This window comes from Streptomyces achromogenes, assembly GCF_030816715.1.
GTDB lineage: Bacteria > Actinomycetota > Actinomycetes > Streptomycetales > Streptomycetaceae > Streptomyces > Streptomyces achromogenes_A.
This window is the reverse complement of the sequence record NZ_JAUSYH010000001.1, coordinates 4,139,345-4,162,811: the sequence shown is the minus strand read 5'-3', so window position 1 is coordinate 4,162,811 and position 23,467 is coordinate 4,139,345. Positions and strand designations below refer to the sequence as shown.

General features: G+C 71.2%; 29 protein-coding genes. 19 read left to right on the top strand and 10 right to left on the bottom strand.

The features are described 5' to 3' along the window. Positions 1 to 37: 37 nt before the first annotated feature. From QF032_RS18595 to QF032_RS18570, 6 genes are all read right to left on the bottom strand, one after another. Complete coding sequence (locus tag QF032_RS18595; protein WP_307056644.1) at positions 38 to 1,513, bottom strand: HAMP domain-containing sensor histidine kinase; 1,476 nt, start codon at positions 1,511 to 1,513, stop codon at positions 38 to 40. Further along, the gene (locus QF032_RS18590) at positions 1,510 to 2,247 is read right to left on the bottom strand and encodes a response regulator transcription factor (RefSeq protein WP_307044105.1); all 738 of its coding nucleotides are present in this window, start codon (positions 2,245 to 2,247) and stop codon (positions 1,510 to 1,512) included. Before QF032_RS18590 ends, QF032_RS18595 begins: the two co-directional genes overlap by 4 nt. A 178-nt stretch (positions 2,248 to 2,425) precedes the next feature. Continuing rightward, complete coding sequence (locus tag QF032_RS18585; RefSeq protein ID WP_306950951.1) at positions 2,426 to 2,632, bottom strand: hypothetical protein; 207 nt, start codon at positions 2,630 to 2,632, stop codon at positions 2,426 to 2,428. A gap of 32 nt (positions 2,633 to 2,664) precedes the next feature. Further along, on the bottom strand, positions 2,665 to 3,936 hold the full coding sequence (locus tag QF032_RS18580; RefSeq protein WP_307056642.1) for a S1C family serine protease: 1,272 nt from the start codon (positions 3,934 to 3,936) through the stop codon (positions 2,665 to 2,667). Between the two features lie 157 nt (positions 3,937 to 4,093). After that, positions 4,094 to 5,125, bottom strand: a complete 1,032-nt coding sequence (locus QF032_RS18575) for a LacI family DNA-binding transcriptional regulator (protein ID WP_306950956.1) — start codon at positions 5,123 to 5,125, stop codon at positions 4,094 to 4,096. Between the two features lie 105 nt (positions 5,126 to 5,230). Next, positions 5,231 to 6,019 carry a winged helix-turn-helix transcriptional regulator gene (locus tag QF032_RS18570; RefSeq protein WP_307044102.1) on the bottom strand — a complete coding sequence of 263 codons (789 nt, stop codon included), beginning with the start codon at positions 6,017 to 6,019 and terminating at the stop codon, positions 5,231 to 5,233. 232 nt (positions 6,020 to 6,251) lie between these two features. On the opposite strand from QF032_RS18570, the gene QF032_RS18565 reads away from it, so the two are divergent. From QF032_RS18565 to QF032_RS18535, 8 genes are all read left to right on the top strand, one after another. Then, entirely contained in the window at positions 6,252 to 7,091 is an 840-nt protein-coding gene (locus tag QF032_RS18565) for an alpha/beta hydrolase (protein WP_306950960.1), read from the top strand. A gap of 36 nt (positions 7,092 to 7,127) precedes the next feature. Beyond that, positions 7,128 to 7,382: a MoaD/ThiS family protein gene (locus QF032_RS18560; protein ID WP_306950962.1), complete on the top strand. Its 255-nt coding sequence runs from the start codon at positions 7,128 to 7,130 to the stop codon at positions 7,380 to 7,382. A 1-nt stretch (position 7,383) separates the two neighbouring features. Then, positions 7,384 to 8,796: a hypothetical protein gene (locus QF032_RS18555; RefSeq protein WP_307056640.1), complete on the top strand. Its 1,413-nt coding sequence runs from the start codon at positions 7,384 to 7,386 to the stop codon at positions 8,794 to 8,796. A gap of 138 nt (positions 8,797 to 8,934) precedes the next feature. Next, positions 8,935 to 9,672, top strand: a complete 738-nt coding sequence (locus QF032_RS18550) for an LmeA family phospholipid-binding protein (RefSeq protein ID WP_307044099.1) — start codon at positions 8,935 to 8,937, stop codon at positions 9,670 to 9,672. 326 nt (positions 9,673 to 9,998) lie between these two features. After that, complete coding sequence (locus QF032_RS40630) at positions 9,999 to 10,082, top strand: Ms5788A family Cys-rich leader peptide (protein WP_350818853.1); 84 nt, start codon at positions 9,999 to 10,001, stop codon at positions 10,080 to 10,082. Positions 10,083 to 10,220: 138 nt separating this feature from the next. Then, entirely contained in the window at positions 10,221 to 11,060 is an 840-nt protein-coding gene (locus tag QF032_RS18545) for a sulfurtransferase (RefSeq protein ID WP_307044097.1), read from the top strand. A gap of 44 nt (positions 11,061 to 11,104) precedes the next feature. After that, positions 11,105 to 11,392, top strand: a complete 288-nt coding sequence (locus tag QF032_RS18540) for a DUF1416 domain-containing protein (protein WP_007382995.1) — start codon at positions 11,105 to 11,107, stop codon at positions 11,390 to 11,392. Between the two features lie 79 nt (positions 11,393 to 11,471). Next, on the top strand, positions 11,472 to 11,732 hold the full coding sequence (locus tag QF032_RS18535) for a DUF3099 domain-containing protein (RefSeq protein WP_306950969.1): 261 nt from the start codon (positions 11,472 to 11,474) through the stop codon (positions 11,730 to 11,732). 73 nt (positions 11,733 to 11,805) lie between these two features. On the opposite strand, the gene QF032_RS18530 is transcribed toward QF032_RS18535, so the two are convergent. After that, the gene (locus tag QF032_RS18530) at positions 11,806 to 12,168 is read right to left on the bottom strand and encodes a DsrE family protein (protein WP_307056638.1); all 363 of its coding nucleotides are present in this window, start codon (positions 12,166 to 12,168) and stop codon (positions 11,806 to 11,808) included. Positions 12,169 to 12,349: 181 nt separating this feature from the next. Between QF032_RS18530 and QF032_RS18525 the strand changes: the two genes are divergently transcribed. From QF032_RS18525 to ygfZ, 6 genes are all read left to right on the top strand, one after another. Continuing rightward, a complete protein-coding gene (locus QF032_RS18525; protein WP_307044093.1) occupies positions 12,350 to 13,027 on the top strand; it encodes a hypothetical protein in 678 nt (225 codons plus the stop codon). Next, positions 13,024 to 13,905: a hypothetical protein gene (locus QF032_RS18520; RefSeq protein ID WP_307056636.1), complete on the top strand. Its 882-nt coding sequence runs from the start codon at positions 13,024 to 13,026 to the stop codon at positions 13,903 to 13,905. The genes QF032_RS18525 and QF032_RS18520 overlap by 4 nt, the downstream gene beginning before the upstream one ends. Then, entirely contained in the window at positions 13,902 to 14,843 is a 942-nt protein-coding gene (locus QF032_RS18515; protein WP_307044089.1) for a hypothetical protein, read from the top strand. The genes QF032_RS18520 and QF032_RS18515 overlap by 4 nt, the downstream gene beginning before the upstream one ends. Before the next feature lie 248 nt (positions 14,844 to 15,091). Next, on the top strand, positions 15,092 to 15,667 hold the full coding sequence (locus QF032_RS18510; protein ID WP_306950973.1) for an FABP family protein: 576 nt from the start codon (positions 15,092 to 15,094) through the stop codon (positions 15,665 to 15,667). A gap of 26 nt (positions 15,668 to 15,693) precedes the next feature. Next, positions 15,694 to 16,170 (top strand): Fur family transcriptional regulator, encoded by a 477-nt coding sequence (locus QF032_RS18505; RefSeq protein ID WP_306950975.1) that lies wholly within the window; start codon positions 15,694 to 15,696, stop codon positions 16,168 to 16,170. A gap of 10 nt (positions 16,171 to 16,180) precedes the next feature. Continuing rightward, on the top strand, positions 16,181 to 17,146 hold the full coding sequence (gene ygfZ / locus QF032_RS18500) for a CAF17-like 4Fe-4S cluster assembly/insertion protein YgfZ (RefSeq protein ID WP_307056634.1): 966 nt from the start codon (positions 16,181 to 16,183) through the stop codon (positions 17,144 to 17,146). A 19-nt stretch (positions 17,147 to 17,165) separates the two neighbouring features. On the opposite strand, the gene dtd is transcribed toward ygfZ, so the two are convergent. Next, entirely contained in the window at positions 17,166 to 17,591 is a 426-nt protein-coding gene (gene dtd / locus QF032_RS18495) for a D-aminoacyl-tRNA deacylase (RefSeq protein ID WP_306950979.1), read from the bottom strand. A gap of 158 nt (positions 17,592 to 17,749) precedes the next feature. Between dtd and QF032_RS18490 the strand changes: the two genes are divergently transcribed. The 3 genes from QF032_RS18490 to QF032_RS18480 all read left to right on the top strand — a co-directional run bounded on the left by QF032_RS18490 (position 17,750) and on the right by QF032_RS18480 (position 21,118). Then, positions 17,750 to 18,316, top strand: a complete 567-nt coding sequence (locus QF032_RS18490; RefSeq protein ID WP_307044086.1) for an RsiG family protein — start codon at positions 17,750 to 17,752, stop codon at positions 18,314 to 18,316. A 283-nt stretch (positions 18,317 to 18,599) separates the two neighbouring features. Next, positions 18,600 to 19,862: a GNAT family N-acetyltransferase gene (locus tag QF032_RS18485; RefSeq protein ID WP_307056632.1), complete on the top strand. Its 1,263-nt coding sequence runs from the start codon at positions 18,600 to 18,602 to the stop codon at positions 19,860 to 19,862. Between the two features lie 347 nt (positions 19,863 to 20,209). After that, positions 20,210 to 21,118 carry a winged helix-turn-helix domain-containing protein gene (locus tag QF032_RS18480; protein WP_307056630.1) on the top strand — a complete coding sequence of 303 codons (909 nt, stop codon included), beginning with the start codon at positions 20,210 to 20,212 and terminating at the stop codon, positions 21,116 to 21,118. On the opposite strand, the gene QF032_RS18475 is transcribed toward QF032_RS18480, so the two are convergent. Next, positions 21,108 to 21,302 carry a hypothetical protein gene (locus QF032_RS18475; protein ID WP_057579244.1) on the bottom strand — a complete coding sequence of 65 codons (195 nt, stop codon included), beginning with the start codon at positions 21,300 to 21,302 and terminating at the stop codon, positions 21,108 to 21,110. The two genes, QF032_RS18480 and QF032_RS18475, sit on opposite strands and share 11 nt — an antisense overlap. Before the next feature lie 233 nt (positions 21,303 to 21,535). Between QF032_RS18475 and QF032_RS18470 the strand changes: the two genes are divergently transcribed. Together QF032_RS18470 and QF032_RS18465 are read left to right on the top strand one after the other, a co-directional pair. Continuing rightward, the gene (locus QF032_RS18470) at positions 21,536 to 22,414 is read left to right on the top strand and encodes a winged helix-turn-helix domain-containing protein (protein ID WP_307056629.1); all 879 of its coding nucleotides are present in this window, start codon (positions 21,536 to 21,538) and stop codon (positions 22,412 to 22,414) included. Positions 22,415 to 22,443: 29 nt separating this feature from the next. Next, positions 22,444 to 23,157 (top strand): HAD family hydrolase, encoded by a 714-nt coding sequence (locus QF032_RS18465; RefSeq protein WP_307044078.1) that lies wholly within the window; start codon positions 22,444 to 22,446, stop codon positions 23,155 to 23,157. Here the strand turns inward: QF032_RS18465 and QF032_RS18460 are convergent. Then, a complete protein-coding gene (locus QF032_RS18460) occupies positions 23,147 to 23,329 on the bottom strand; it encodes a hypothetical protein (protein ID WP_306950992.1) in 183 nt (60 codons plus the stop codon). The genes QF032_RS18465 and QF032_RS18460 overlap by 11 nt on opposite strands. Positions 23,330 to 23,467 lie beyond the last annotated feature (138 nt).

The window sequence follows — 23,467 nt, the reverse complement described above, 5'->3', positions numbered from 1 at the left end:
TGGTCGCCGCCCGGAACGAAAAGGTTGCCGATGATCCCTAAGACGCCTGCGGCACGTCTCCCGGCGTCTCCGGCGGAGGGGTCGGCGCCCCCGGCAGCCGGACCGTCGCCACCGTGCCACCGCCGTCCGCCCGCTCCAACGTGACCTGGCCGCCCGCCTCTTCCACGGTGCGGGCGACGATCGACAGACCGAGGCCGGAGCCGGGGAGGGCCCGCGCGCCGGGGGAGCGCCAGAAGCGGTCGAAGACGTGCGGGAGTTCGTCCGCCGGGATGCCGGGGCCGTGATCGCGGACGGTCAGCGTCCCGTCGACGAGACGGACCTCGACCGTGCCGCCCTCGGGGCTGAACTTCACCGCGTTGTCCAGGATGTTGACCACCGCGCGCTCCAGCGCGGCCGGCTCCGCCCGGGCGTACCAGGACTCCAGCGACGCCGTGATGGTCAGCTCCGGACCGCGCAACCGGGCCCGGCGCAGCGCCGACTCCACGGTGTCCTCGAAGGACACCACCTGCACACGCTCACCGCGCTGCCCTTCCGAACGGGACAGCTCCTGGAGGTCGCCGATGAGTGCCGCCAGCTCGGTCATCTGCGCCTTCACGGAGGCGAGCAGCGCCTTCCGGTCCGCTTCGGGGATCGGACGGCCCGTCTCCTCGCTGCGGGTCAGGAGCTCGATGTTCGTACGGAGAGAGGTGAGGGGGGTGCGGAGCTCGTGCCCGGCGTCCGCGATCAACTGCTGCTGCAGCTCCCGGGAGTCGGCGAGGGAGGCGGTCATCGAGTTGAAGGACCGGGAGAGCCGGGCGATCTCGTCGTCGGTCTCGTCCTCGACGGGGATCCGGATGCTCAGGTCCTCCGTCCTGGCCACGTGTTCGACGGCCTCGGTGAGCTTGTCGACGGGTCGCAGCCCGGCCCGGGCCACCGCCAGACCGGCGGCCCCGGCGCCGACGACTCCGATGCCGGAGACGAGGAGGAGCAGGAGGGCGAGGTCGTTGAGGGTGGACTGGGTGTTCTTCAGAGGGAGCGCGATGAGGAGGGCGGCGTTGGAGGCGCTCTGCGTGGACGGGTCGGCGACCGTGAGTCCCGGCAGGGTGAGGACGCGTACGTCGTTGCCCTCCGAGTCGGTGCCGTTGCGGAACTTCCCGCGGGTGTCGCTTCCCTGCTTGATGAGGTTTCGGTCGGCCTCGGTCACCCTGACCGAGCCGACGGAGTACGGTGCCACGCAGGACTTTCCGTCCTCCGTGACCACCTGGTAGTAGGTGCTGCGCGGCGGCCCGTTGCCGGTGTCCAGCGATGTCTTCGTGGTGCAGTTGTTGACCGCGGCCTCGGCCTGGTCCTGAAGCCGTGGCATGCCCAGCGACTTCTCAAGATCGTGGTCGACCTGGTCGTACAGCTTCCCCTGCACGATGAACCAGCAGGTCACCGAGACCGCCGCCACCGCGAAGGCCACCGCGGCGGCGACCAGCATCGACAGCCGGGCCCGGATGGGCAGGGTCCGGAACCGCCGGACGATCCTGTTCACTCGGCGCCGCCCTGTCGCAGCACATAACCGACCCCTCGTACGGTGTGCACGAGGCGCGGCTCACCGCCCCCTTCCGTCTTGCGGCGCAGGTACATCACGTACACGTCCAGCGAGTTGGACGACGGCTCGAAGTCGAATCCCCAGACCGCCTTCAGGATCTGCTCGCGGGTGAGGACCTGGCGCGGGTGCGCCATGAACATCTCGAGGAGGGTGAACTCCGTGCGGGTCAGTTCGACCGGCCGCCCGCCCCGCGTCACCTCCCGCGTCGCGAGGTCCATGCGCAGGTCGGCGAAGGTGAGGGCGTCGTCCTCCTGCGCCGCGCCCGCGCCGGCCGCCGGCGCGTAGGAGCTGCGCCGCAGCAGGGCCCGGACCCGGGCGAAGAGCTCGTCGAGTTCGAAGGGCTTGACCAGGTAGTCGTCGGCGCCCGCGTCGAGCCCGGTGACGCGGTCGCCGACCGTGTCACGGGCCGTCAGCATCAGGATGGGGGTGGTGTCGCCCGCGCCCCGGATGCGGCGGGCCGCCGTCAGACCGTCCATACGCGGCATCTGGATGTCCAGGACCACCAGGTCGGGCCGGTAGACCGTCGCCTTCTCCAGCGCGTCCGCACCGTCCACGGCGACCTGCGTGTCGTAGCCCTCGAACGCGAGGCTGCGCTGAAGTGCTTCGCGTACCGCCGGCTCGTCGTCGACGATCAGGATGCGCTGGGTGTCACGGTCGCCTTCGGCGGGGCTCATGGGCGTGGATTCCTCGGGTGCGGTGGGACGACGGGAGGCGGGTCGTGCTGAACGTGGTGAGCGTCCTCAGCCTCGCACGGTTCCCTACGGGCGCGTACGGATCGTACGGAGTGGGCCGTACGGAGCGGCGGAGCGGGCGGAGCGGGCCGTACGGAGCGGCGGAGCGGGCTGGGCGGGTTCAGCCGCGCAGCGTCGCGAGCCGGTTCAGCGGGACCTTGCGCACGTGCGGCCGGCCGGCCGGGGCGCGCAGGCCGGTCAGCTGCGGGGCCACCTCCGGCGCGCGGGTCGACGCGGTCGGCGCGTGCAGCTCGTACGCCACGTCGAGGGCCAGGCCGAGGTCGGCCGCACCGCAACCGGTCACCGTGTGCGAAACCTGCTTGATCATGACGTACTCCCTGGCTCGGTCGGTGGGGGTGGTCAGCTGTCGGAGCCGCCGGCCCGCAGCGTGGCGAGGTCGGACTTGACGGTGTTGATCGGGATGGCGAATCCGAGGCCGACGCTGCCGGCGTCGGAGGAGGAGGAGTCGGCCGCGGCGGAGTACATCGCGGAGTTGATGCCGATGATGTCGCCCGCGGCGTCGATGAGCGCGCCGCCGGAGTTGCCGGGGTTGAGGGAGGCGTCCGTCTGGAGCGCCTTGTACGTCGTGGTGGACTCGCCGGTGTCGCCGTTGAACTGCCGGCCGCCGAACTGGAAGGGCCAGTTGCCCTCCCCGCCGCCCTGCTGTTGCTGCTGGCCCTGGCTCTCGTCGGTGGAGACGGTCACGTCCCGGTCCAGGGCGGAGACGATGCCGCTGGTGACGGTCCCGGTCAGGCCCTCGGGGGAGCCGATCGCCACGACCGTGTCCCCGACCTTGACGCCGTCGGAGTCGCCGAGAGTCGCCGCCTTGAGGCCGGAGGCGTTCTCCAGCTTGATGAGCGCGAGGTCCTTCTTGCTGTCCGTGCCGACGACCTTGGCGGTGTACGACTTGCCGTCGCTGGTCGTCACCTTGATCGAGTTCGCGCCGGAGATGACGTGGTTGTTGGTGACGACCTCGCCGCCGCTGGTGATGATCACGCCGGACCCGGTGGACGTCCCGTTGCTGAGCGTGGCGCTGACCTCGACGACGCTCGGGCTGACCGCTGCCGCGATGGTGGCCACGTCGCCCGTCTTGCTGGAGGGCACCACGCTGGTGGTGGTGGACGTGGCGACCACCTCGTCCTTGCCGGTCAGCTCCTGGATGCCGTAGGCGGTGCCGCCCCCGATGGCGGCCGCGACGATCGCCACGGCGGCGAGCAGCGCGAGCGGACCGCGGGTGCGCTTCTTCCGGGCGTGGGGGGCGGGCTCGGCGGCCGGGGGAGCGAACAGAGCGGTTCCGCCGCCGTGACCGCCGTGACCGCCGAATGCGTCGCCGCCCGGGGCCGCCGGGGCCTGCCATCCGGTGGCGGGGTCGACCGCCGGCTGCCGCGCGGTCTGCTGCTGCGGGATCGGCTGCCGCGCGGTCTGCTGCGGCTCGTGGGCGGCAGCGGGCCGGTAGGCGGGCGGGGGCGGCCACTCCGCGTTCACCGGGGAGGCAGCCGCCGGGGAGGGGGTCGCCGGCGACGGGGCTGCCGGCGAGGGGGCCGCCGGGGAGGAGGCGTGCTGCCGGGCGCCCTCGTACGGGGCCTGGTACGGGTTCTCGTACTCGCCGCTGCGGCGGATGCTCTCGGTCATGGAAGGAAGCTTGTCGCTCGACCATGAGAGCTCCCTGAGTGCTCCCTGAGAAGCCCGGCAGAACCTCGTATGCCCGATATGAAGCCTGACGCGGCGGCTGCGCGAGGTCTCTCAGACAGGTCTCATGAAGGCTGCGCGGGCACGGCCCAGGCGCTGTTCACGCAGGCTGTTCGCAGCCGCAGGACCTCCGCGCCACCAGGCGCGAGGGGAACACCTTCAGGCGCTCGCGCCGGGACCCCGCCACCCGCAGACCGTCGTCGAGGACGAGGTCGACGGCGGCCCGGGCCATCGCCGAGCGGTCCGACGCGATCGTCGTCATGGGCGGGTCGGCCAGGGCCGCTTCCTTGATGTCGTCGAAGCCGATGACCGCCAGCTCGCCGGGGACGTCGATGCGCAGCTCGCGCGCGGCGCGCAGCAGGCCGATCGCCTGGTCGTCGGTGGAGCAGAAGACGGCCGGCGGGCGGTCCGGGCCCGCCAGCAGCTCGAGGGAGACGCGGTAGGCGTCGTAGCGGTTGTAGGGGGCCTCGAAGAGCCGGCCCTCCGTGCTGATGCCGGCCTCGTCCATCGCGCGCCGCCAGCCCTCGACGTGGTCGGAGACCGGGTCGCCGACGGAGGGGGTCTCCGCGGTGCCGCCGACGCAGGCGACGTACTCGTGGCCGTGTTCCAGGAGGTGGCGGACGGCGAGCTGGGCACCGCCGAGGTCGTCGGTGACGACGGCGACGTCGTCGATGGCCTCGGGGCGTTCGTGCAGCAGCACCACGCGCGCGTCCCAGGCGTCGATCTCGGCGGCGGCCTGGTCGTTCAGCGCGTGGCTGACGAGGATGAGGCCGGAGACCCGCATCCCGAGGAACGCCCGCAGATAGTGGACCTCGCGCTCGGCGACGTAGTCGGTGTTGCCGACCAGCACCATTTTCCCGCGCTCGGAGGCGGCCTGCTCGACCGCGTGCGCCATCTCGCCGAAGAAGGGCTGACGGGCGTCCGGGATGATCAGGCCTATGAGGTCGGTGCGTCGGGACGCCATGGCCTGAGCGACCCGGTCGGGCCGGTACCCCAGCTCCTTGATGGCGGCGAGGACACGCTCGCGCGTGGCCGGGGCGACCGGCCGGGGTCCGTTGTTGATGACGTAACTGACGACGGCGGTCGAAGTCCCCGCCAGCCGCGCCACATCATCCCGAGTCACCTTTGCCACGCGCGGAGTCTACGCGGATGGACCGGCTCTGGGCAGGGCGTGAAGAACCTTCTGCTTGCGGAAGCAACGCCCTGTCCGAGCAGGTGCGGGGCCTACTGGCGGGTACTACGCCTCCGCCGGGACCTCGCTGGCGTCCAGGGCGGACGCGTTGTCCGCCTCGTCCGTCTTTGCCCGGTCCGACCGGTCCGTCTTCTCCTTGGACTCGTCCGTGGAGCGTTCCCCCTTCTCGGGGGTAACGAATCGATAACCGACGTTCCGGACGGTTCCGATCAGCGACTCGTGCTCCGGACCCAGCTTGGCCCGCAGCCGCCGTACGTGGACGTCGACCGTGCGGGTGCCGCCGAAGTAGTCGTAGCCCCAGACCTCCTGGAGCAGCTGTGCGCGCGTGAACACCCGGCCCGGGTGCTGGGCCAGGTACTTCAGGAGCTCGAACTCCTTGAAGGTGAGGTCCAGGACCCGCCCCTTCAGCTTCGCGCTGTAGGTCGCCTCGTCGACCGACAGGTCGCCGTTGCGGATCTCCATGGGGGAGTCGTCGTTGACGATCTGCTGGCGGCCCATGGCCAGCCGCAGCCGGGCCTCGACCTCGGCCGGTCCGGCGGTGTCCAGGAGCACGTCGTCGATGCCCCAGTCGGCGGTGACGGCGGCGAGGCCGCCCTCGGTCACGACGAGGACGAGCGGACAGCCGGGCCCGGTGGAACGCAGCAGCTGGCACAGGCTGCGGACCTGGGGCAGGTCGCGACGCCCGTCCACGAGGATGACGTCGGCGCCGGGGGTGTCGACGAGAGCGGGCCCTTCCGCCGGGGCCACGCGCACGTTGTGCAGCAGCAGGCCGAGGGCCGGCAGCACTTCCGTCGAGGGCTGGAGAGCGTTGGTCAGGAGCAGCAGAGAACTCATATGTCTGGTTCCTCCTCGGTCCCTGCGTGGGGCCCCTCCCACGCTCGGGGCGGTGGGGGAGTTCTTGCGGCACTGCGGTCGTCACGGCACTGCTCTGCGTTCCCGGGGCCCGTACACCGGTGGTCACCTGGCGTTTCCCGCTCGGTTCCCACTTCGTATACAGCGCGTCCGAAAGCACAAAAGGACCCGGGGGCTGCGCTGCCCGAGTCCTCTGTCCAGCAGAATAGCCCACATGAGCAGCGGTCCGGCAGGTCATGTGGCGCGTTCCACCGTTCGTCCGAATTGCGAGACGGGCACCGGCGCACCATTGCGGACGTTTCTCCCCACCGCCGACGGGGTTTCCATCGATTTCGTATACGAACCGGGTGCGGCCGTATACGACGCCGACGGGTCATCCGCCCGTCACCCGGTGTTCGTCGTCGCACACGGGTTCACCGGGGACGTGGACCGGCCGCACGTACGGCGGGTGGCGTCCGTCCTCGCCCGGTACGGCGCCGTCGTCACCTTCTCCTTCCGGGGGCACGGCCGCTCCGGCGGGCACTCCACCGTGGGCGACCGCGAGGTCCTCGACCTGGCCGCCGCGGTGGACCGGGCCCGCTCGCTCGGGCACGCGCGCGTGGTCACCGTCGGCTTCTCCATGGGGGGCTCGGTCGTCCTGCGGCACGCCGCGCTGCACCCGGGGACGGTCGACGCCGTGGTCTCGGTGAGCGCCCCCGCCCGCTGGTACTACCGCGGCACGGCCCCCATGCGCCGCCTGCACTGGATGGTCACCCGCCCCGAGGGCCGCCTCGTCGGCCGCTACGGCTTCCGCACCCGCATCCACCGCCGCGAATGGGACCCGGTCCCGCTGTCCCCGGTGCAGGCGGTCCCGAGGATCGCCCCCACACCGCTGCTGATCGTGCACGGAGACCGGGACGGCTACTTCCCGCTGGACCACCCCCGGATGCTGGCGGAGGCCGCCGCCGGGCACGGCGAACTCTGGCTGGAGCACGGCATGGGCCACGCCGAGCACGCGGCCGGCGACGGCCTGCTGACCCGCATCGGGGACTGGGCGGTCGCCCGGGCGGGCTAGCCTGACCGTGTACACAGCCGATCGATTGAGGAACCCATGCCCCAGGTCACGGTGCGCTACTGGGCCGCCGCGAAGGCCGCGGCCGGCATCGCCGAGGAGCCGCACGAAGCGGTCACGCTCGCCGAGGCGCTCGACGCCGTACGCGAGCGACACCCCGGCGAACTCGTGCGTGTCCTGCAGCGATGCTCGTTCCTCGTCGACGGTGACCCCGTGGGCACCCGCGAACATGAGACGGTACGGCTGGCCGACGGCGGCACGGTCGAGGTGCTCCCGCCGTTCGCAGGAGGGTGAGATGACCGACCAGCCGTACGACCATCAGGGTTACCCGGGCCACCAGAACTATCAGGGCCAAGAGGGTTACCAGGGCCAAGAGGGCTACCAGGGGCACGACGCTCACCTGAGCCACCTGGGCCACCAGGGGCAGGCGGACCACGATCCGTACGTCCAGCAGCCTCACCCGGCCCACCAGGACCAGCAGCCTCACCCGGCCCACCAGGCCCAGCAGGCGTGGCCGGGGCAGCAGCAGGGGTACGACGACCCGCAGGCGCACCTCCAGGACACCCAGCAGTGGCAGGGGCAGACCTGGGAGACGAGCGTCCAGCCGCCGGTCACCGCCGCCGACCCGGCCATGGCCGCCGACCCGGCCGCAACCGCCTACCTGCCGCCCCAGTCGGGCGGGTCTCCCGCGTACGGGAACCCGCAGGCCGCCTACGGAGACCCGGCGGCGGCCGCCGCGCCCCGTCCGCCGGAGCACCGCGCCCCGGCGGACGGGACGGACGGCCGACACGCTGCCGCCGCCCGGCCGGCGCCTCACGCGTCTCATGGATCCCACGCGTCTCAGGCGTCTCACGCGCCTGGCGCCGAGCCGCCGCCCGCCGCCGCGGTCTCCCAGCCCGCGGGTGGCACCGGCTCGGGCTACGGCCCCGCCACGGTGGCCGGCAACGCCCGGGTCACCGACGCCCAGCGGGCCCGTCTGGAAGGACGCTCGCCGATCATCGAGCCGGGCATGCAGCCCGCCGCGCTCACCGCCCTGCTCGGTCTGCTGCTCTCCGGCACGGCGGCGATCGGTTCGTACGCCCTGCTCGTCCCGCTCGTCGCCCTCCAGGCGGTGACGGCCGCGGGCTGGTTCCGGCTGAACGGCATGTGGCCGGCCCGGCAGGGCATCGCCCTCGCCTTCCTGGGCGCGCTGGTCGCGGACGCGGTGCTCCTCGCCGCCGGCCGGGAGCACGCGCCGGCCGCCATCCTCGGCACCCTGGGCGTCTGGGTCCTGCTCTGCCTCATCCTCCAGCTGCGCTCGCACGCCGATCCCGACGAGCGCATGTACGGGCTGATGGCGACCGTCACCTCCAGTGCGCTGGCCGTCCTCGCCGCCGGCCACCTGGGCGCCGACCCGGACGCGGTGTCGGTCGGCGCGGCCGCGGTGGCGGTGGCCGTCCTCGCCCGGGCGCTGCCGCTGCCCACCCCGGCCTCCGTCGTGGTCGCCCTGCTCGCCGCGGCGGGCGCGGGCATCGCGGTCGGCGGAATGACCGGTCTGGGCGCGAAGGGCGCGCTGCTCGGCGCGGGCGCGGCGGTCTGCGCGCTCATCGGCCACCGGGTCGCGAGCTACGACTATCCCTCCCGCTTCGTGCACTTCACGGCGGGCGTGGCCCTGCCGCTGGCCGCGGCGGCGCCCGCGGTGTACGTGCTGGGGCGGGCGCTGGCGTAAGGAGGGCGGCGTAAGGAGGTAAGAGCGGTAAGGGTCTGTCACAGGTGATCGACAATCCGGCGGCGGGCCTTTCCCCAAGGGTTACCTTGAACCGTTGTCAGTGAACTGTTCAGGCCGTCCGGTGGGGGAATATCCGTCATGCGCGCACTCCGCATACTTCTGGTCGTCGTCGTGGTCCTGGGCGGCCTGTTCGTGCTCGCGGACCGCCTCGCCGTGAACTTCGCCGAGGGCGAGGTGGCCGACAAGCTGAAGGCCAACGAGGGCCTCGCCGCCACCCCGGACGTGTCCATCAAGGGCTTCCCGTTCCTCACCCAGGTCGTCGGCGGCTCGCTGGACGACGTCGAGGTGGGCATCAAGGACTACCAGGCGGCGACCGGTACCAGCGGTCGGACCATCCGCATCGACGACCTCCAGGCGGACATGCAGGGCGTCGAGTTCTCCGGCGACTACAGCTCCGCGACCGCCGCCAGCGCCACCGGCACCGCCTCCATCACCTACGCCGAGCTGCTGAAGACGGCCAAGGCCGAGCCCACCGAGGTGGTGCGGGGAGTCACCGCCAACGTCGTCGGACTCTCGGACGGCGGCAACGGCAAGATCAAGGTCGCCGTCGAGGCCACCGTCCTCGGCACCAAGCTGCCGCAGCCCGTGTACGTCCTGAGCACGGTCACCGTCCAGGGCGACACCGTCCGCGTGCACGCCGACTCGCTGCCCAGCTTCGGCGGGGTCCGGGCCGCCGAGAACGAGGTGCGCTCGATCACCGACTTCCAGCAGAAGATCGACGACCTGCCCGGCGGCATCAAGCTCGACAAGGTCCAGGCGGGCAAGGACGGCGTCGAGATCTCGGTGAAGGGTTCGAACGTCAAGCTGGCGGGGTAGGGCTGGTTGGGCCCCGACGGACGACCGCCGGTCCACGAACCGTCGGCCCACGAACCGTCGGCCCATGGACAGTCGGCCCCCGAACCGCCGGTCCAGGGGCCGGCCGACGGACGACCGGCGACGGACGCGTGAGCCGTCGATGGACGGCAGACGTCCGACAGGCGAGACGTGATCATCCGTACGGCCCATGTGACGACGGATACAAGCGCCCGGAAGCCGTGCCCCCACGGCCCGGGCGCTTCTGTGTTCCCAGTATGCGGACGATCGCGTCTCACTATGCGGAGCGCTGATGACATGGCCGCCTGTCCGTCCCTACGATCGACGGCATGATGCAGCGACAGGCGGATCTCACGAAGCGGCGGGCAGTAGACCTGTGCCGCGTCGCCGCCATGCTCTGTCGCCCCTTCTGAGCGGAAGCGCCGCCGGCCCTCCGCGTCTCCCCCGCCCTCTTCCGAGGGCATCCGTGCGCCGGCCGCCGGCGAGTCCCGGTCGCGCACCCCTCATTTTCTTGCACACCCCCGCCGTAACTGCCCCGGAGGAGAACGAGCATGAGCCGCAGCGACGTACTGGTCGACGCCGACTGGGTCGAGGCCAACCTCGACAACCCCGACATCGCCATCGTCGAGGTCGACGAGGACACGTCCGCGTACGAGAAGAACCACATCAGGAACGCGATCCGGATCGACTGGACCCAGGACCTGCAGGACCCGGTCCGCCGTGACTTCGTCGACCAGGAGGGCTTCGAGAAGCTCCTGTCCGCGAAGGGCATCGCCAACGACACGCTGGTGATCCTCTACGGCGGCAACAACAACTGGTTCGCCTCGTACGCCTACTGGTACTTCAAGCTGTACGGCCACGAGAACGTCAAGCTCCTCGACGGCGGCCGCAAGAAGTGGGAGCTGGACGCCCGCGAGCTGGTCGAAGAGGTGCCCGAGCGCGCGACGACCGACTACAAGGCCAAGCCGCAGAACACGGCCATCCGCGCCTACCGCGACGACGTCGTGGCGGCCATCGGCGTCCAGAACCTGGTCGACGTCCGCTCGCCCGACGAGTTCAGCGGCAAGCTGCTCGCCCCCGCCCACCTGCCGCAGGAGCAGTCGCAGCGTCCGGGCCACGTCCCGTCCGCCCGCAACATCCCGTGGTCGAAGAACGCCAACGACGACGGCACCTTCAAGTCGGACGACGAGCTCAAGGAGCTCTACGCCGACGAGCAGGTCGACCTGGCCAAGGACACCATCGCGTACTGCCGCATCGGTGAGCGCTCGGCCCTGACCTGGTTCGTGCTGCACGAGCTGCTGGGCGTGGAGAACGTCAAGAACTACGACGGCTCCTGGACCGAGTACGGCTCCCTCGTCGGCGTCCCGATCGAGCTCGGCGCCAACAAGTAATCCCACCCGACCGACCTTCTGGTCAGACCCCTCTGGAGAAACACATGTGTGGAGCGAAGGCCGGCGGCCCGGACGCCTCGACGATCAAGCCCGGTGAGACCACGATCCAGGGTCAGGTGACCCGGGACGGCGAGCCGGTGGTCGGATACGTCCGTCTGCTGGACTCGACCGGCGAGTTCACCGCGGAGGTCCCGACCTCCGCCACCGGACAGTTCCGCTTCTACGCGGCCGAAGGCACCTGGACCGTCCGCGCCCTCGTGCCCGGCGGCACCGCCGACCGCACCGTGGTCGCCCAGCAGGGCGGTCTCGCCGAGGTCGCGATCGCGGTCTGAGCACGACGCGGGGGCCGTGTCCCACGGGTTGGACGCCCGGGACACGGCCCTTCGCCATGCCCCGGCCTACCCTGGACCTATGCTGGCCCGCCGACGGCACGTCTACTTCGCGATGATGGGCACCTGCATCGCGCTGTTCGTCCTGGCCTGGGCGGTCGTGCGCATCTGGTCGACGCCCGCGGCCGTCGCGATGTGCCTGGTGGCGATGGTCATTCCGCCGGTCGCGGCCATGGTCGCCAACCGGCGCGGCCCCGATGACCGCTGGTGGGACGACCCCTCGGGCGACCCCGAGTCCGACGAGTGGTGGGACGAACTCGACGGCAAGAAACGCCGCCCGTAGACGGAGCGCCCCGGACGGCCCGGCCCCCGGCACCCCCGGTACGCGCCCGCCTCGTGTCTCTCGGTCACTCGCCCTAGTACACGAGCGCCTGCGTGTCCTCGCCCAGCGCCTCCTGGACGAACACCTGCGCCCCCGCGATCCGGACGCCGTCGATGACGTCCTTCTCCGTGATGTCCCGGCGGGCGGCGCACTGGGTGCACAGCGTGAGACGGCCCCCGGCCAGCACGGATTCGAGGAGACCGGGCAGCGGCGCCGCGTGCGGGAGCTCGAACTCCGCGGCCCGGCCCGGCAGCGCGAACCAGGCGGACTCCCCGGTGAGCCACAGGGAGACCTCGACGCCGCTGGCCACGGCCACCGCGGCGACCGTGAACGCCTGAGAGCACCGCTCGGGCGCGTCGGCCCCTGCCGTCACCTTGATCACGAGCTTCTTCGCCATACCCGAATCGTAATCAGGTTCACTACAACCGCCGATGTTGACCACGGGTCTGCTGTGAAGCGTGTTGCCGAAAGCGCTTCACACAGATGAGGGGGATGTTGTGGAAGATCCGGAAAGGCCGGATGAGGCCGACTCGTCCCGCGGAAGCCCCGGAAACCGGCCCCGGGGCCGTACGACACTGATGATCGCCGGAGCGGCCCTCCTCGGGGTGGCCGCCGGGACCTGCACCGGGTACGTGATCCAGGCCGGCCGTGCGCCCACCGCCCTGCCGCCGCTCTCCCAGCCCGTCGTGGGACAGGCCGGCGGCGAGGCCGAACCCCTGTCGGCGGCCCAGGACCGTCGCGTCAAGACCGACGGCGACCTGCGCAGACTGCTGATCACACGGCCCAAGGGGGCGAAGGACAGCCGCTTCCCGGTGGGCCGCGACGGCTGGGCGGACCTGGCCTCGTACGCGGGGGAGTACAAGAGCCCGGCCGACGCGTTCGACAGCCTCGCCGGCAGTGAGTTCCGCCGTGCGGCCACGACGTCGTGGCGGATGGGCGAGAACGACAACGTCGAGATCAACCTCGTGCAGTTCCGTCAGGAGAACGATCCCTCGGCGGCCGAATGGGCCGATTCCGGCCGCTCCTGGGCCGAGAAGGAGGAGGACACCCGCGACTGGCCCATTCCGGGTACCGGCGACGGGACGGTGTACGTGCACGACGCACCCGCGCGGAAGCCGGGTTACCTCCCGCTGTACGCGGCCGAGGCGCTCGCCTGGCGGGGAGACGTCTACATGGAGATCCGCGTCAACGACAGCAAGCCGATATCCAAGGCGAAGATCATGGACCTGGCCGTCCGGCAGATGGGGAAGCTGTGAGCGAGAGTCCGCAGACCACCGAGGCCGCAACTCCCGAGGCCACCGCCGCCGAGACTCCCGAGGCCACCGCGGCCGGGACCGCCGTCGTCGGGGCGCCCGTCGCCCCCAGGGCGCGCCGGGCCGGCCGGATCGTCGCCGTGGCCGGGTCCGTGCTGCTGGCCTGCGCGCTCGTCGGCGGCGTCGGCTACACCGTCGTGACCGTCCAGAACGCCGACCGCGAGACCGGCAGCCCCACCTGGGAGTTCCCGCGCGTGCCCGCCGTTGCCGACGACAAGGCCGGCGGCAACGGGAAGAAGGAGGGCGCCGCAGGGTCGGGGCTGAGCGCGCTGCTGCTGCCGTACGGCACCGACGGCTACCAACCCGGTCCGGACCTGGCCGAGTTCGGTCCGGACGCCGAGTTCAGCGGCGCACAGGCCACCGCCCTGCGCAAGGAGTCGCTCAAGGATCTGCCGAACGCCTCCCGCCGGAAGCTGGAGAAGCTGATCGACAAGGAGCGCATCAAGGGCGTGGCGATGCGCAGTTACGCGGTCGACTGGTCTGACTACAACATCAAGGACACGATCACCCTGGACGTCACGTTGTCGAGGCAGGAGAACCCGACCGCCGTGCGCCGGTCGGCGACGGCCTTCAACGGCTTCGTCACCGCCATGGACGTCTTCCGCAAGGGCCCGAAGATCGAGGGCCACCCGGACGCGCGGTGCTTCCTGAGCCCCAAGGGCGAGAGCACGGACCTGGGCACGGCGCTCTGCACCGCCGCCGTGGGAGACGTGCTGGTCAGCGTCACATCGGCGGCGCCCGAGCCGATCGACGGCACATTCGTCGCCAAGTTCTTCGCCAAGCAACTCGACCGCATCGACGACCCGGGACAGGCCGTATGACCACCGAGCACCCCCGCCTGCAGCCGCCGCCGGCCCCGGAGCCGCAGCCGGAGTCAAGGCCGGAGGAGCCGGAGCCGACAGGAACCCCCGGGACCACCCCCGAAACCGTTTCCGACGCTGCTCCCGACCCCCTCCCGGACGCTGCCCCCGACCCGCAGGGCAAGGTCGCCGTCCCCAAGGACCGCCGGGTGCTGCGGGCCGTCCTGCGCTGGACCGCCGTCCTCACGGTCTTCGCCTCGCTCGGGGCGGGGACGGCGTACGGGATCGCGCGCATGGAGCGCACCGAACTGCCCGGGCTCGCCACCGCGTCGGACGGCCGCTGGGTCTACCCGGACATCGTCGAACCGCCGCTGCCCTCCGGCAGCCCGAGCCCGTTCGACAGCAGCAACCGGGGCTCCGCCCACTACGCGGACCTGCGGGCGCTGCTGCTTCCCGCGCCCGAGGGCTCGACGCAGGACAAGGCGCTGCACGGCGCCGACGGCTGGCTCGCCGCCAAGGACTTCCTGACGGTGTTCGAGGCGAAGGAGGACCGCACCACCCTCGGACAGCTGCTCACCGACAACGGCCTGCGGCACATCGCGGCCCGTGGCTGGACCACCCCGGACGGCACCCGCACCGGTGTCTACCTGCTGCAGTTCGACACGGGCGCGGTCGCCGAGAGCTTGTACACCGCGCTCACCACGTTCACCGGGCCCGTGCACGCGGCCCGCGGCGCGACCGAGACGGAGTTCGACGAGGGATACCCCATCGCCGCCGAGGTCCCGAACGTCAAGCGTCACGCCTACGACGAGGTGAAGCCGTACGGCGCGGAGCAGCTGCGGCAGGCCTACCTGCACGCCGGCGACGTCATCGCCCTGGTGCTGCAGTCCCGCAAGGGCGCCGCGGCGGCCGTTCCGTTCCAGCAGACCGTGACCCTGCAGAGCCAGCTGCTGAGCTGACGCCCGTGGAGGGCGTACCTCACAAGGAGGGCGGGGTCCCGGCCGCGTAAGCTGGGGCCCGGCCCTGTCGTACGTGTCGCGAGCCGTCCGTACCCGAAGCACGCTCATCCGAGGAGCACCCGTGGAGATCTTCTTCGAAGCCCTGCTGGTCCTGGTCTGCGTCGGCGTTCTCGCCTTCGCCGGTCTGACCGTGAAGAAGCTGTACCAGGGCCAGCGCTGAGACCGACCACCTCCAGGAACTGTCACTCATGATCGAGATTCCGTCCGACCTCCACAAGGACCTCGTCCCCCTCGCCTTCCTGCTCGGCAGCTGGGCGGGCGCGGGCGTGCACGACTTCCCGGGGTCGCAGAAGTGCAACTTCGGGCAGGAGGTCACCTTCGCCCACGACGGCCGTGACTTCCTGGAGTACCACTCCCACACGTGGGTCCTGGACAACGACGGCGACAAGGTCCGTCCCCTGGAGTCCGAGTCCGGCTTCTGGCGCATCGACGCCGACCGCAAGGTCGAGGTGACGATGGTCCGTGACGACGGCGTGGTCGAGATCTGGTACGGCGAGCTCGCCGACAAGAAGCCGCAGATCGACCTCGTCACCGACGCGGTGGCCCGCACCGCCGCCTCCGGCCCGTACACCGGCGGCAAGCGCCTGTACGGGTACGTCAAGAGCGACCTCATGTGGGTCGGCGAGAAGCAGACCCCCGAGGTCGAGCTGCGCCCCTACATGTCGGCCCACCTGAAGAAGGTCGTCACCCCGGAGGACGTCGAACGCTGGGCGAAGGCCCTCCCCGACGACATGCCGGACGACGGGATCGCCTTCTTCAAGTAGTCCCGGACGGACCTAGACTCTTCTGTGTGGTGAGCACTGAAAGCACTGACTGGAAGAGCGACCTGCGGCAGCGCGGATACCGCCTGACGCCGCAGCGCCAGCTTGTCCTGGAGGCCGTGGACACCCTGGAGCACGCGACCCCCGACGCCATCCTCGTGGAAGTGAGGAAGACGGCGTCGGGGGTCAACATTTCCACGGTGTACCGGACCCTGGAGCTCCTGGAGGAGCTGGGGCTGGTCAGCCACGCGCACCTGGGGCACGGGGCGCCGACGTACCACCTGGCCGAGCGGCACCACCACATCCACCTGGTGTGCCGGGACTGCGACAACGTCATCGAGGCGGATGTGCAGGTCGCCGCGGAGTTCACGGCCAAGCTGCGCCGGAGCTTCGGCTTCGAGACGGACATGAAGCACTTCGCGATCTTCGGCCGCTGCGAGGACTGCGCGCTCAAGGGTTCGACCGTCAAGGGTTCTACCGTCAAGGGTTCCCCCGCCGGGTCGTAGGCTTGGCGCCATGAAGAGCCCTCTGCTGTCCCTGCCCGGCGCCGTCCCCGCCGAGGGTGTGGACGAAGGTGTCGCCGGTCACTACGGCGACCTGTTCCGCGAGCAGCGCGCCCTCGCCGACGGCGCCGGTTTCGTCGACCTCTCGCACCGTGGAGTCGTCGCCGTCACCGGCGAGGACCGGCTGAGCTGGCTGCACCTCCTGCTCACCCAGCACGTCGCCGACCTGCCCGTCGGCCAGGCCGCAGAGGCGCTGATCCTCTCCGCGCACGGTCACATCGAGCACGCGCTGTACCTGGTCGACGACGGCATGACGGTCTGGGCGCACGTGGAGCCCGGCACCGAGGAGGCGTTGATCGCGTACCTGGAGTCGATGAAGTTCTTCTACCGGGTCGAGGTCGCCGACCGCACCGCGGACACCGCGGTCGTCCACCTGCCCGCGGGGTCGATCGCACCCGTCCCGCCGGGCGTCGTGGTCCGCGAGACCGCGCACGGCCGCGACCTCTTCCTGCCCCGCGCCGACCTGGAGTCGTACGCCGGACAGGCCGGTCCGCCCGCCGGGATCCTGGCCCACGAGGCGCTCCGCGTCGAGCAGCACCGCCCGCGCCTCGGCTTCGAGACCGACCACCGCACCATCCCGCACGAGCTCGGCTGGATCGGCACCGCCGTGCATCTGCAGAAGGGCTGCTACCGGGGCCAGGAGACGGTCGCCCGGGTACAGAACCTCGGCAAGCCGCCCCGCCGTCTGGTCTTCCTCCACCTCGACGGCAGCGAGGTCCACCTGCCCGCCGCGGGCACCGAACTCCGCGTCGCCGACGAGGCGCCCGACGGTCGCAAGATCGGCTTCATCACCACGTCCGCGCGCCACCACGAACTCGGCCCGGTCGCCCTCGCGTTGGTGAAGCGCAACGTCCCGGTGGACGCCCCGCTGCTGGCGGGCACGACGGCGGCGGCCCAGGAGGTCGTGGTCGAGCCGTAGGGAGCCCGCCGCCCGCGCCTCAGACCTCGATCAGCACCGTGAACGGGCCGTCGTTCGTCAGCGACACCCGCATCCGCGCGCCGAACCGGCCCGTCGCCACGGTCGCCCCGAGGGCGCGCAGCTGCGCCACCACCTCGTCGACGAGCGGTTCGGCGACGGGGCCCGGTGCGGCCGCGTTCCAGGTGGGCCGGCGGCCCTTGCGCGCGTCGCCGTACAGCGTGAACTGGCTGATCACCAGCAGCGGGGCGGCGATGTCGCTGCAGGACTTCTCGTCGTGCAGCATGCGCACCGACCAGAGCTTGCGGGCGAGCTGGGCCGCCTTCTCCTTCGTGTCCTCGTGGGTGACGCCGACCAGGACGCACAGCCCCTCGCCGCTGATCTCGCCGACCGTCTCGCCGTCCACGACGACGCTCGCGCCGTCCACCCTCTGCACCACCGCTCGCATGCCGACCATGATGCCGGGTCGCGGACGCGGACCGACGACTGGCCCATTTTTGATCCTTAAGCCCCTGTCTGGGGCCGTTCGGGGGGACTCGGTCACATAGTGGCCACTTGGGGTGGCACGATGCTTTCCACACGCCGGTCGAGAGACGGTTGAGGCACATGAGCACACCGAGTACCGAGCGGTCGGCGACACACCGGCCGCCCGCACAGCGCAGCGAGAGCCCGATGCTGCCCGTCGAACCCGCCGAGCAGGAGCTGGCCGGGCTGAGTCTGCCCGAGCTGCGCACCCTGCGCCGGGACGCCCAGCGCGACGAGGCGGACCTCAGTTACGTACGACGGCTGTTGCAGGGCCGGATCGACATTCTGCGTGCCGAGCTGGCCCGGCGTTCACCGACGGGTGCGGCCTCCGTGGTGGACCGGCTGCCGGAGATCCTCACGGACGGCCCGGCCCGGCACCGTTCCTCCGCACGTCACGTCACCCTGGGCACCCCGCACAGTGAGGAGGGCCGGCGGCTGGCCGCCGACATGCTGGCCGACGTCGAGCTGTCCGACCTCGACGCCCGCACGGACCTCGAGCTGCACGAGGCGATGGCCCGGCTGGTGCGCTACGAACAGCAGGTCTCCAGCCGCCGTCAGCACCTCCAGCGGACGGCCGACGAGTCCGGCGCGGAGATCACCCGGCGGTATCGGGAGGGGGAGGCGCAGGTGGAGGACCTGCTGGTGTGAGCCCGGCGGAAGCGCCATGCCGGCACGGGCGGCCGACCCCGGCGACCGACCCCGGCGATCGGCGGCTCCCGGCGGGAACCGGGGGCCGGTGGCCGGGGGACGGGTGCCGGGAGGCGACGGCTCGGGGACGGGTGACCGCCGGCCGGAGGCCCGGGGCCCGGGGCCCGATGGTCCGGGTGCCGGGGGACGGGTGCCCGGTAGTCGCGGCGGCGGGGTGGCCGGGTGGCGGGGCGGTGGAGAAAAATGCCCGCGGTGGCCGGCCGTGCCTGCCTACGGTGATGCCATGACCAGCCGAGCCAGCCTCCCCGTCGACACCCGTCTGATCACCGACTCCGAACTCCCCGACTGGATACGGGCCCTGGACACGGGCTTCCTGCGCCCACCGGTCCTCACCGAGCAGTTGTTGGCGGAACGCCGCGCGGCCATCTCGCAGTCCCGCACCTCGGGCGCCTTCGACGCCGGCCGCTGCGTCGCAACGTTCCGCTCGTTCCCGCAGGAGCTCACCGCCGTCGGCGGCGCCGCCGTCCCGGCCGACGCGATCTCCAACGTCACCGTCTCGCCCACGCACCGCCGCCGCGGTCTGCTCACCCGGCTGATGACCGACGACCTCACGGCCGCGAAGGAGCGCGGGGACGTCGTGGCCACGCTCATCGCGGCCGAGTACCGGATCTACGGCCGTTACGGCTTCGGCCCGGCCACCACGACGACCCAGTGGTCGATCGACGTGCCGCGCGCCGGTCTCGACCCGCGCCGGTCGGGTCAGCCGCAGGAGGGCCGGATCGACCTCGTCGACGGCGACGAGGTCCGCAAGACGGGCCCCGCGCTGCACGAGCGGCTGCGGCGCGCGCAGCCCGGCGCCGTCAGCAGGAGCGACAAGTGGTGGGACATCCAGACCGGGGTGGCGAACCCGACCGGCGACCCCTGGACCGAACCCTTCTACGCGGTGTACCGCTCGCCGGACGGCGAGGTGGACGGGATGGTCGCCTACCGGGCCGACGAGAAGTGGAGCGACGCCAAGCAGCCGCTGAACACGGCGTCGGTGCGGTGGCTGATCGCGGTGACCCCGGCCGCGGAGCGCGCCCTGTGGCATTACCTGTGCTCCATCGACTGGATCACCCGGGTGAAGTCGGGCTGGCGCTCCCCGGGCGACCTGCTGCCGCATTACCTGCCGGACCCGCGCGCGGCGACCATCACCACGCAGGCGGACTGGCTGTGGGTGCGGATCCTGGACGTCGTACGGGCCCTTCAGGCGCGTACCTACGACGCGGCGGGCTCGCTGGTGCTGGAGGTCGTCGACGGGGCCGGCCTGGCCGGCGGCCGTTTCCTGCTGGACGCGACCCCCGACGGCGCCTCCTGCGAGCCGACCACCCGCAGCGCCGACCTCACGCTCGACGTCGGCGAGCTGGCGACGCTGTGGCTGGGTGACGAGTCCGCGGTCCGGCTGGCGGCGCTCGGCCGGCTCCGGGAAGAACGAGCGGGCGCCGCCCGGGGGGCCGACGCCCTGCTGCGTACGTCCGGACGGCCGTGGTGCCCGGACGTGTTCTGACGGCTCCTCTCGTGAGCGGGCGGTGCGGTGTGGCAGCGGATCCATGGACCTGAACCCCTGGATCCGCCCATCCGTAGCTGTTCGGTCGTGCCTGTTCAGTTGTGGCTGTGCGGCGTTCTGAAGTTGTGGCTGAGCGGGTGCTGTTCAGTTGTGGCTGTACGTCGGCGCCGGCCGCGCGGGCTCCCGGCTCCCCTCCGGAAGGGGGCCCACCGGCCAACCGTCTAGAAGCTTGACCATGTCGTTGAAGTTGGCTGCCAACTTCACTGTACTTATGTCCGCTTGGAAGCGTCCTATAACCATCTCTCTTTGAACTGCCTAAAGATGGCGAGAAGTTGTACTGTGCGCACGTGGAGCGGGAACATGCCTCCGTCAAGGGGCGGAGGGAGGCGGGGCGGCCGTTGCCGTCACACCGTGAGGTGGCCGACGAGTTGCGCACCCGGATCAGAACCGGAGTGCTGCGGCCGGGTCAGCGCATGCCCACGCAGGCCAAGCTGGCGAAGGAGTTCGGCGTCGAGCGGGGCGCCGTACGGCAGGCCCTGCGCATTCTGCAGTCGGAACGGCTTCTGACCAACGTCTCCAAGGGCAGTCCGGCGACGGTCGCGGGGCGGCCGGGGGCGGCCGGTCTGCCGGTCGGGCCCGCCGCGGCGCCGCAGCCCTCGATGGTGGGCCTGCCGCCCCGTGTCACCGCGGCCTTCGCGGCGGAGCATGTCGAGGTCGACGCCCTCTGCCTGACCGCGGTGTCGCTGACGGCCGCGATGGGCGAACCGCTGCGGCAGATCCACGCGGGGGAGCTGAAACCGGCCAAGATCGACGTCCGGGTCCTGCTGCCGTCCCGGGACATCGACCTCGCCTTCCCCACGCCGGTGGACGGCTCGCCCGGCGGGCCGTTGCAGCGCCGCTGGCTCGCCCACCGCAACGCCCAGGGGCAGGTGCTGCGGCACAACCTGCTCACCTTGCGTTCCACGCACGGCATCGACGTGCACGTGACCTTTCGCGCGCTGCCGTTCACCCCGCCCGTCAAGCTGTATCTGCTCAACGGGGCGGAGGCGTTGTTCGCGTACTACACGGTCACCCGGGGCGAGCAGACGATCGACCAGGAGCACCTGGAGCTGTACGACGCCGAGGGCACCCGGTCGCTGCTGTTCGCCTTCGAGGAGGGCGCCGGCCCGCGGGACACGACCTTGGTGGAACAGTCCCGGAGGTGGTTCGACGCCCTGTGGGACACCATCAGCTCGGAGCTGGTGCTCACGAGCTGACGGCGGGTCCGGTGGCGAGGAGGGCGAGGATCACCGCGCCGAGGGAACTGATGGCAGGGCTCTTGGCCTTGACGCCGACGCTGAGCAGGAGCAGGCCGACGGCGCCGGTGCTGCCGTACTTCCACTGGATGGTCTGTTCGACGCCGACGACGAAGGCGGCGCAGAGGAGGACGAGGGCGGGCATGGGCGGTTCCCCCCTTCGGAGGCTGGGAGACGAAGTCCCGGATCGGGGCCGGGATCGAGGTCCGGGACCGAAGTCCGTGATCGTGGTCCGGGACCGAAGTCCGGGAGTGGGAGGCAAACCTTCCGCCAACTCACTCAAGTTGGCAACCAACTATGACTATGTTGTCCCCACTTGGTGGCAACTTCTAAACAACTTTCAAACAACTCCCGTCAGATGGATGGAAGTTGTAGCGTTTGGTCGTGACCCAGGAGAACGTGGCAGTGAACGGCAGCGGACGGCTCTCGCCGCAGGAGATCGCCGATGTCCTGCGCGAACGCATCCGCGCCGGGGAGCTCAAGGCCGGCGACCGGCTGCCCACGCAGGCCGAACTCGCCGACGAGTTCGGCGTGGAGCGCGGCGCCGTCCGCCAGGCCCTGCGGTCACTGCAGGACGACGGGTTGCTCACCGACGTGAGCAAGGGCAGCCCGCCCCGGATCGCCCAGCCGGCGGCGCCGGGCCGCGACGAGCCCCAGCCCACGATGGTCGGCCTGGCCCCCCGGATCACAGCCGCCTTCTCCGCGCCCCATGTGCGCATCGACGCCGCCTGCCTCACCGCCGAGAGCCTCATCCCGGCCCTGAGCGAACCGCTGCGGCTGATCCACGGGGGGCAGCTGAAGCCCGCCAGGATCGACGTGCGCATCCTGCTGCCGTCCCGGGACATCAGCCTCGCCTTCCCGGTGCCGGTCGACGGCCGCGGCGACGACGACCCGGTCCACCAACGCTGGCTGGCCATGCGCAACGCCCAGGGTCACGTGCTGCGCCACAACCTGCAGACCCTGCGCTCACACGGCATCGACGTCAACATCACCTTCCGCGCGCTGCCCTTCACCCCGCCGGTCAAGCTGTACCTCCTCAACGGCCGGGAGGCGCTGATGGCGTACTACATGGTCACCCGCCGCGAGGAGGCCACCGACAGCGGAACCCTGGACATGTACGACGTGCTGGGCACCGAGTCGCTGCTCTTCTCCTTCGAGAAGGCGGCCGGTCAGCGCGATGCCGCGTTCGTGGAGGAATCCCAGAAGTGGTTCGACGCCCTCTGGGAAACCATCACGACGGACCTGACACTCTCCTAGTGACCTCTGATACGCAGCAGACTCAACAGGTGACCCCCGACACCGACACCGAGACCGCTGACCTGCGGGAAGTGATCGGCCGTGCGCGCGTCGTCCTCTGGGACTTCGACGGGCCCATCTGCCGTCTCTTCGCCGGTCATTCGGCGGACGTGGTGGCCGACGGCCTGGTGGAGTGGCTCGAAGGGCGGGGCCTGCACCACCTGCTGACGGAGTCCGAGCGGGACTCGCTCGACCCGCACGTCGTGCTGCGCGCAGTGGACCGCCGGCACCCGGGCAGCGACCTGGTCACCGAGCTGGAGGAACGCCTCACCCAGGAAGAGCTGAGAGCCACGGCCACGGCGATGCCCACGCCCTACGCCGACCCGCTGATACGCACCCTGACCGCCCTCGGCCTGCGGCTGGCGATCACCACCAACAACTCCCCCCGGGTGGTCGCCACCTACCTCGCGTCCCGGGGGCTCGCCTCGTGCTTCACGCCTCACGTCTACGGTCGCACCCAGGAGCTGCGCCACCTCAAACCGCACCCGCACTGCCTGAACCTCGCCCTGCGCGCCATGGGCTCGGCGCCCGGCACAGCGCTGATGATCGGCGACACCCCCTCCGACTTCCTGGCCGCCCGCGAGGCGGGCGTCCCCTTCCTCGGCTACGCGCGTAACGAGCGCAAGGAGAAACTGCTCACGGGTGCGGGCGCGACCCTCGTGGTGCCGTCCCTGGAACCGGTACTGGACGCGGTCAGAACCTGAGCATCAGAGCCACGAGCACGACGGCCGTCCCGACGGCGAGCACGTCGTGCCGGGCTCGCACGCCCACGGCCAGGGTGAACAGCAGCAGCACCCCCGCCACCCCCAGTTTGGCCCGCACCGTGAACCCCGCGCAGAACGCGAGGAGTTCCCAGAGCGCCGATAACAGGAGCATGGCCTTCCACCTCCTTGCCAGTCTCGGAGAAGCTTGCCATTACCGGTCCAATTGGACTGGTTGCCTTGAAATGGATTTCCCCTGGCCGGCTGATCCTTAACCGGCCTGCCTTGCATGAGACTTGACCGAGGTCTGCCC

Excerpts from the sequence above, each read along its gene's own strand:
- QF032_RS18590 (WP_307044105.1), bottom strand. The coding sequence starts at position 2,247 with ATGAGCCCCGCCGAAGGCGACCGTGACACCCAGCGCATCCTGATCGTC.
- QF032_RS18585 (WP_306950951.1), bottom strand. The coding sequence starts at position 2,632 with ATGATCAAGCAGGTTTCGCACACGGTGACCGGTTGCGGTGCGGCCGAC.
- QF032_RS18580 (WP_307056642.1), bottom strand. The coding sequence starts at position 3,936 with ATGACCGAGAGCATCCGCCGCAGCGGCGAGTACGAGAACCCGTACCAG.
- QF032_RS18570 (WP_307044102.1), bottom strand. The coding sequence starts at position 6,019 with ATGAGTTCTCTGCTGCTCCTGACCAACGCTCTCCAGCCCTCGACGGAA.
- QF032_RS18565 (WP_306950960.1), top strand. The coding sequence starts at position 6,252 with ATGAGCAGCGGTCCGGCAGGTCATGTGGCGCGTTCCACCGTTCGTCCG.
- QF032_RS18560 (WP_306950962.1), top strand. The coding sequence starts at position 7,128 with ATGCCCCAGGTCACGGTGCGCTACTGGGCCGCCGCGAAGGCCGCGGCC.
- QF032_RS18555 (WP_307056640.1), top strand. The coding sequence starts at position 7,384 with ATGACCGACCAGCCGTACGACCATCAGGGTTACCCGGGCCACCAGAAC.
- QF032_RS18550 (WP_307044099.1), top strand. The coding sequence starts at position 8,935 with ATGCGCGCACTCCGCATACTTCTGGTCGTCGTCGTGGTCCTGGGCGGC.
- QF032_RS40630 (WP_350818853.1), top strand. The coding sequence starts at position 9,999 with ATGATGCAGCGACAGGCGGATCTCACGAAGCGGCGGGCAGTAGACCTG.
- QF032_RS18545 (WP_307044097.1), top strand. The coding sequence starts at position 10,221 with ATGAGCCGCAGCGACGTACTGGTCGACGCCGACTGGGTCGAGGCCAAC.
- QF032_RS18540 (WP_007382995.1), top strand. The coding sequence starts at position 11,105 with ATGTGTGGAGCGAAGGCCGGCGGCCCGGACGCCTCGACGATCAAGCCC.
- QF032_RS18535 (WP_306950969.1), top strand. The coding sequence starts at position 11,472 with ATGCTGGCCCGCCGACGGCACGTCTACTTCGCGATGATGGGCACCTGC.
- QF032_RS18530 (WP_307056638.1), bottom strand. The coding sequence starts at position 12,168 with ATGGCGAAGAAGCTCGTGATCAAGGTGACGGCAGGGGCCGACGCGCCC.
- QF032_RS18525 (WP_307044093.1), top strand. The coding sequence starts at position 12,350 with ATGATCGCCGGAGCGGCCCTCCTCGGGGTGGCCGCCGGGACCTGCACC.
- QF032_RS18515 (WP_307044089.1), top strand. The coding sequence starts at position 13,902 with ATGACCACCGAGCACCCCCGCCTGCAGCCGCCGCCGGCCCCGGAGCCG.
- QF032_RS18510 (WP_306950973.1), top strand. The coding sequence starts at position 15,092 with ATGATCGAGATTCCGTCCGACCTCCACAAGGACCTCGTCCCCCTCGCC.
- ygfZ (WP_307056634.1), top strand. The coding sequence starts at position 16,181 with ATGAAGAGCCCTCTGCTGTCCCTGCCCGGCGCCGTCCCCGCCGAGGGT.
- dtd (WP_306950979.1), bottom strand. The coding sequence starts at position 17,591 with ATGCGAGCGGTGGTGCAGAGGGTGGACGGCGCGAGCGTCGTCGTGGAC.
- QF032_RS18490 (WP_307044086.1), top strand. The coding sequence starts at position 17,750 with ATGAGCACACCGAGTACCGAGCGGTCGGCGACACACCGGCCGCCCGCA.
- QF032_RS18485 (WP_307056632.1), top strand. The coding sequence starts at position 18,600 with ATGACCAGCCGAGCCAGCCTCCCCGTCGACACCCGTCTGATCACCGAC.
- QF032_RS18475 (WP_057579244.1), bottom strand. The coding sequence starts at position 21,302 with ATGCCCGCCCTCGTCCTCCTCTGCGCCGCCTTCGTCGTCGGCGTCGAA.
- QF032_RS18460 (WP_306950992.1), bottom strand. The coding sequence starts at position 23,329 with ATGCTCCTGTTATCGGCGCTCTGGGAACTCCTCGCGTTCTGCGCGGGG.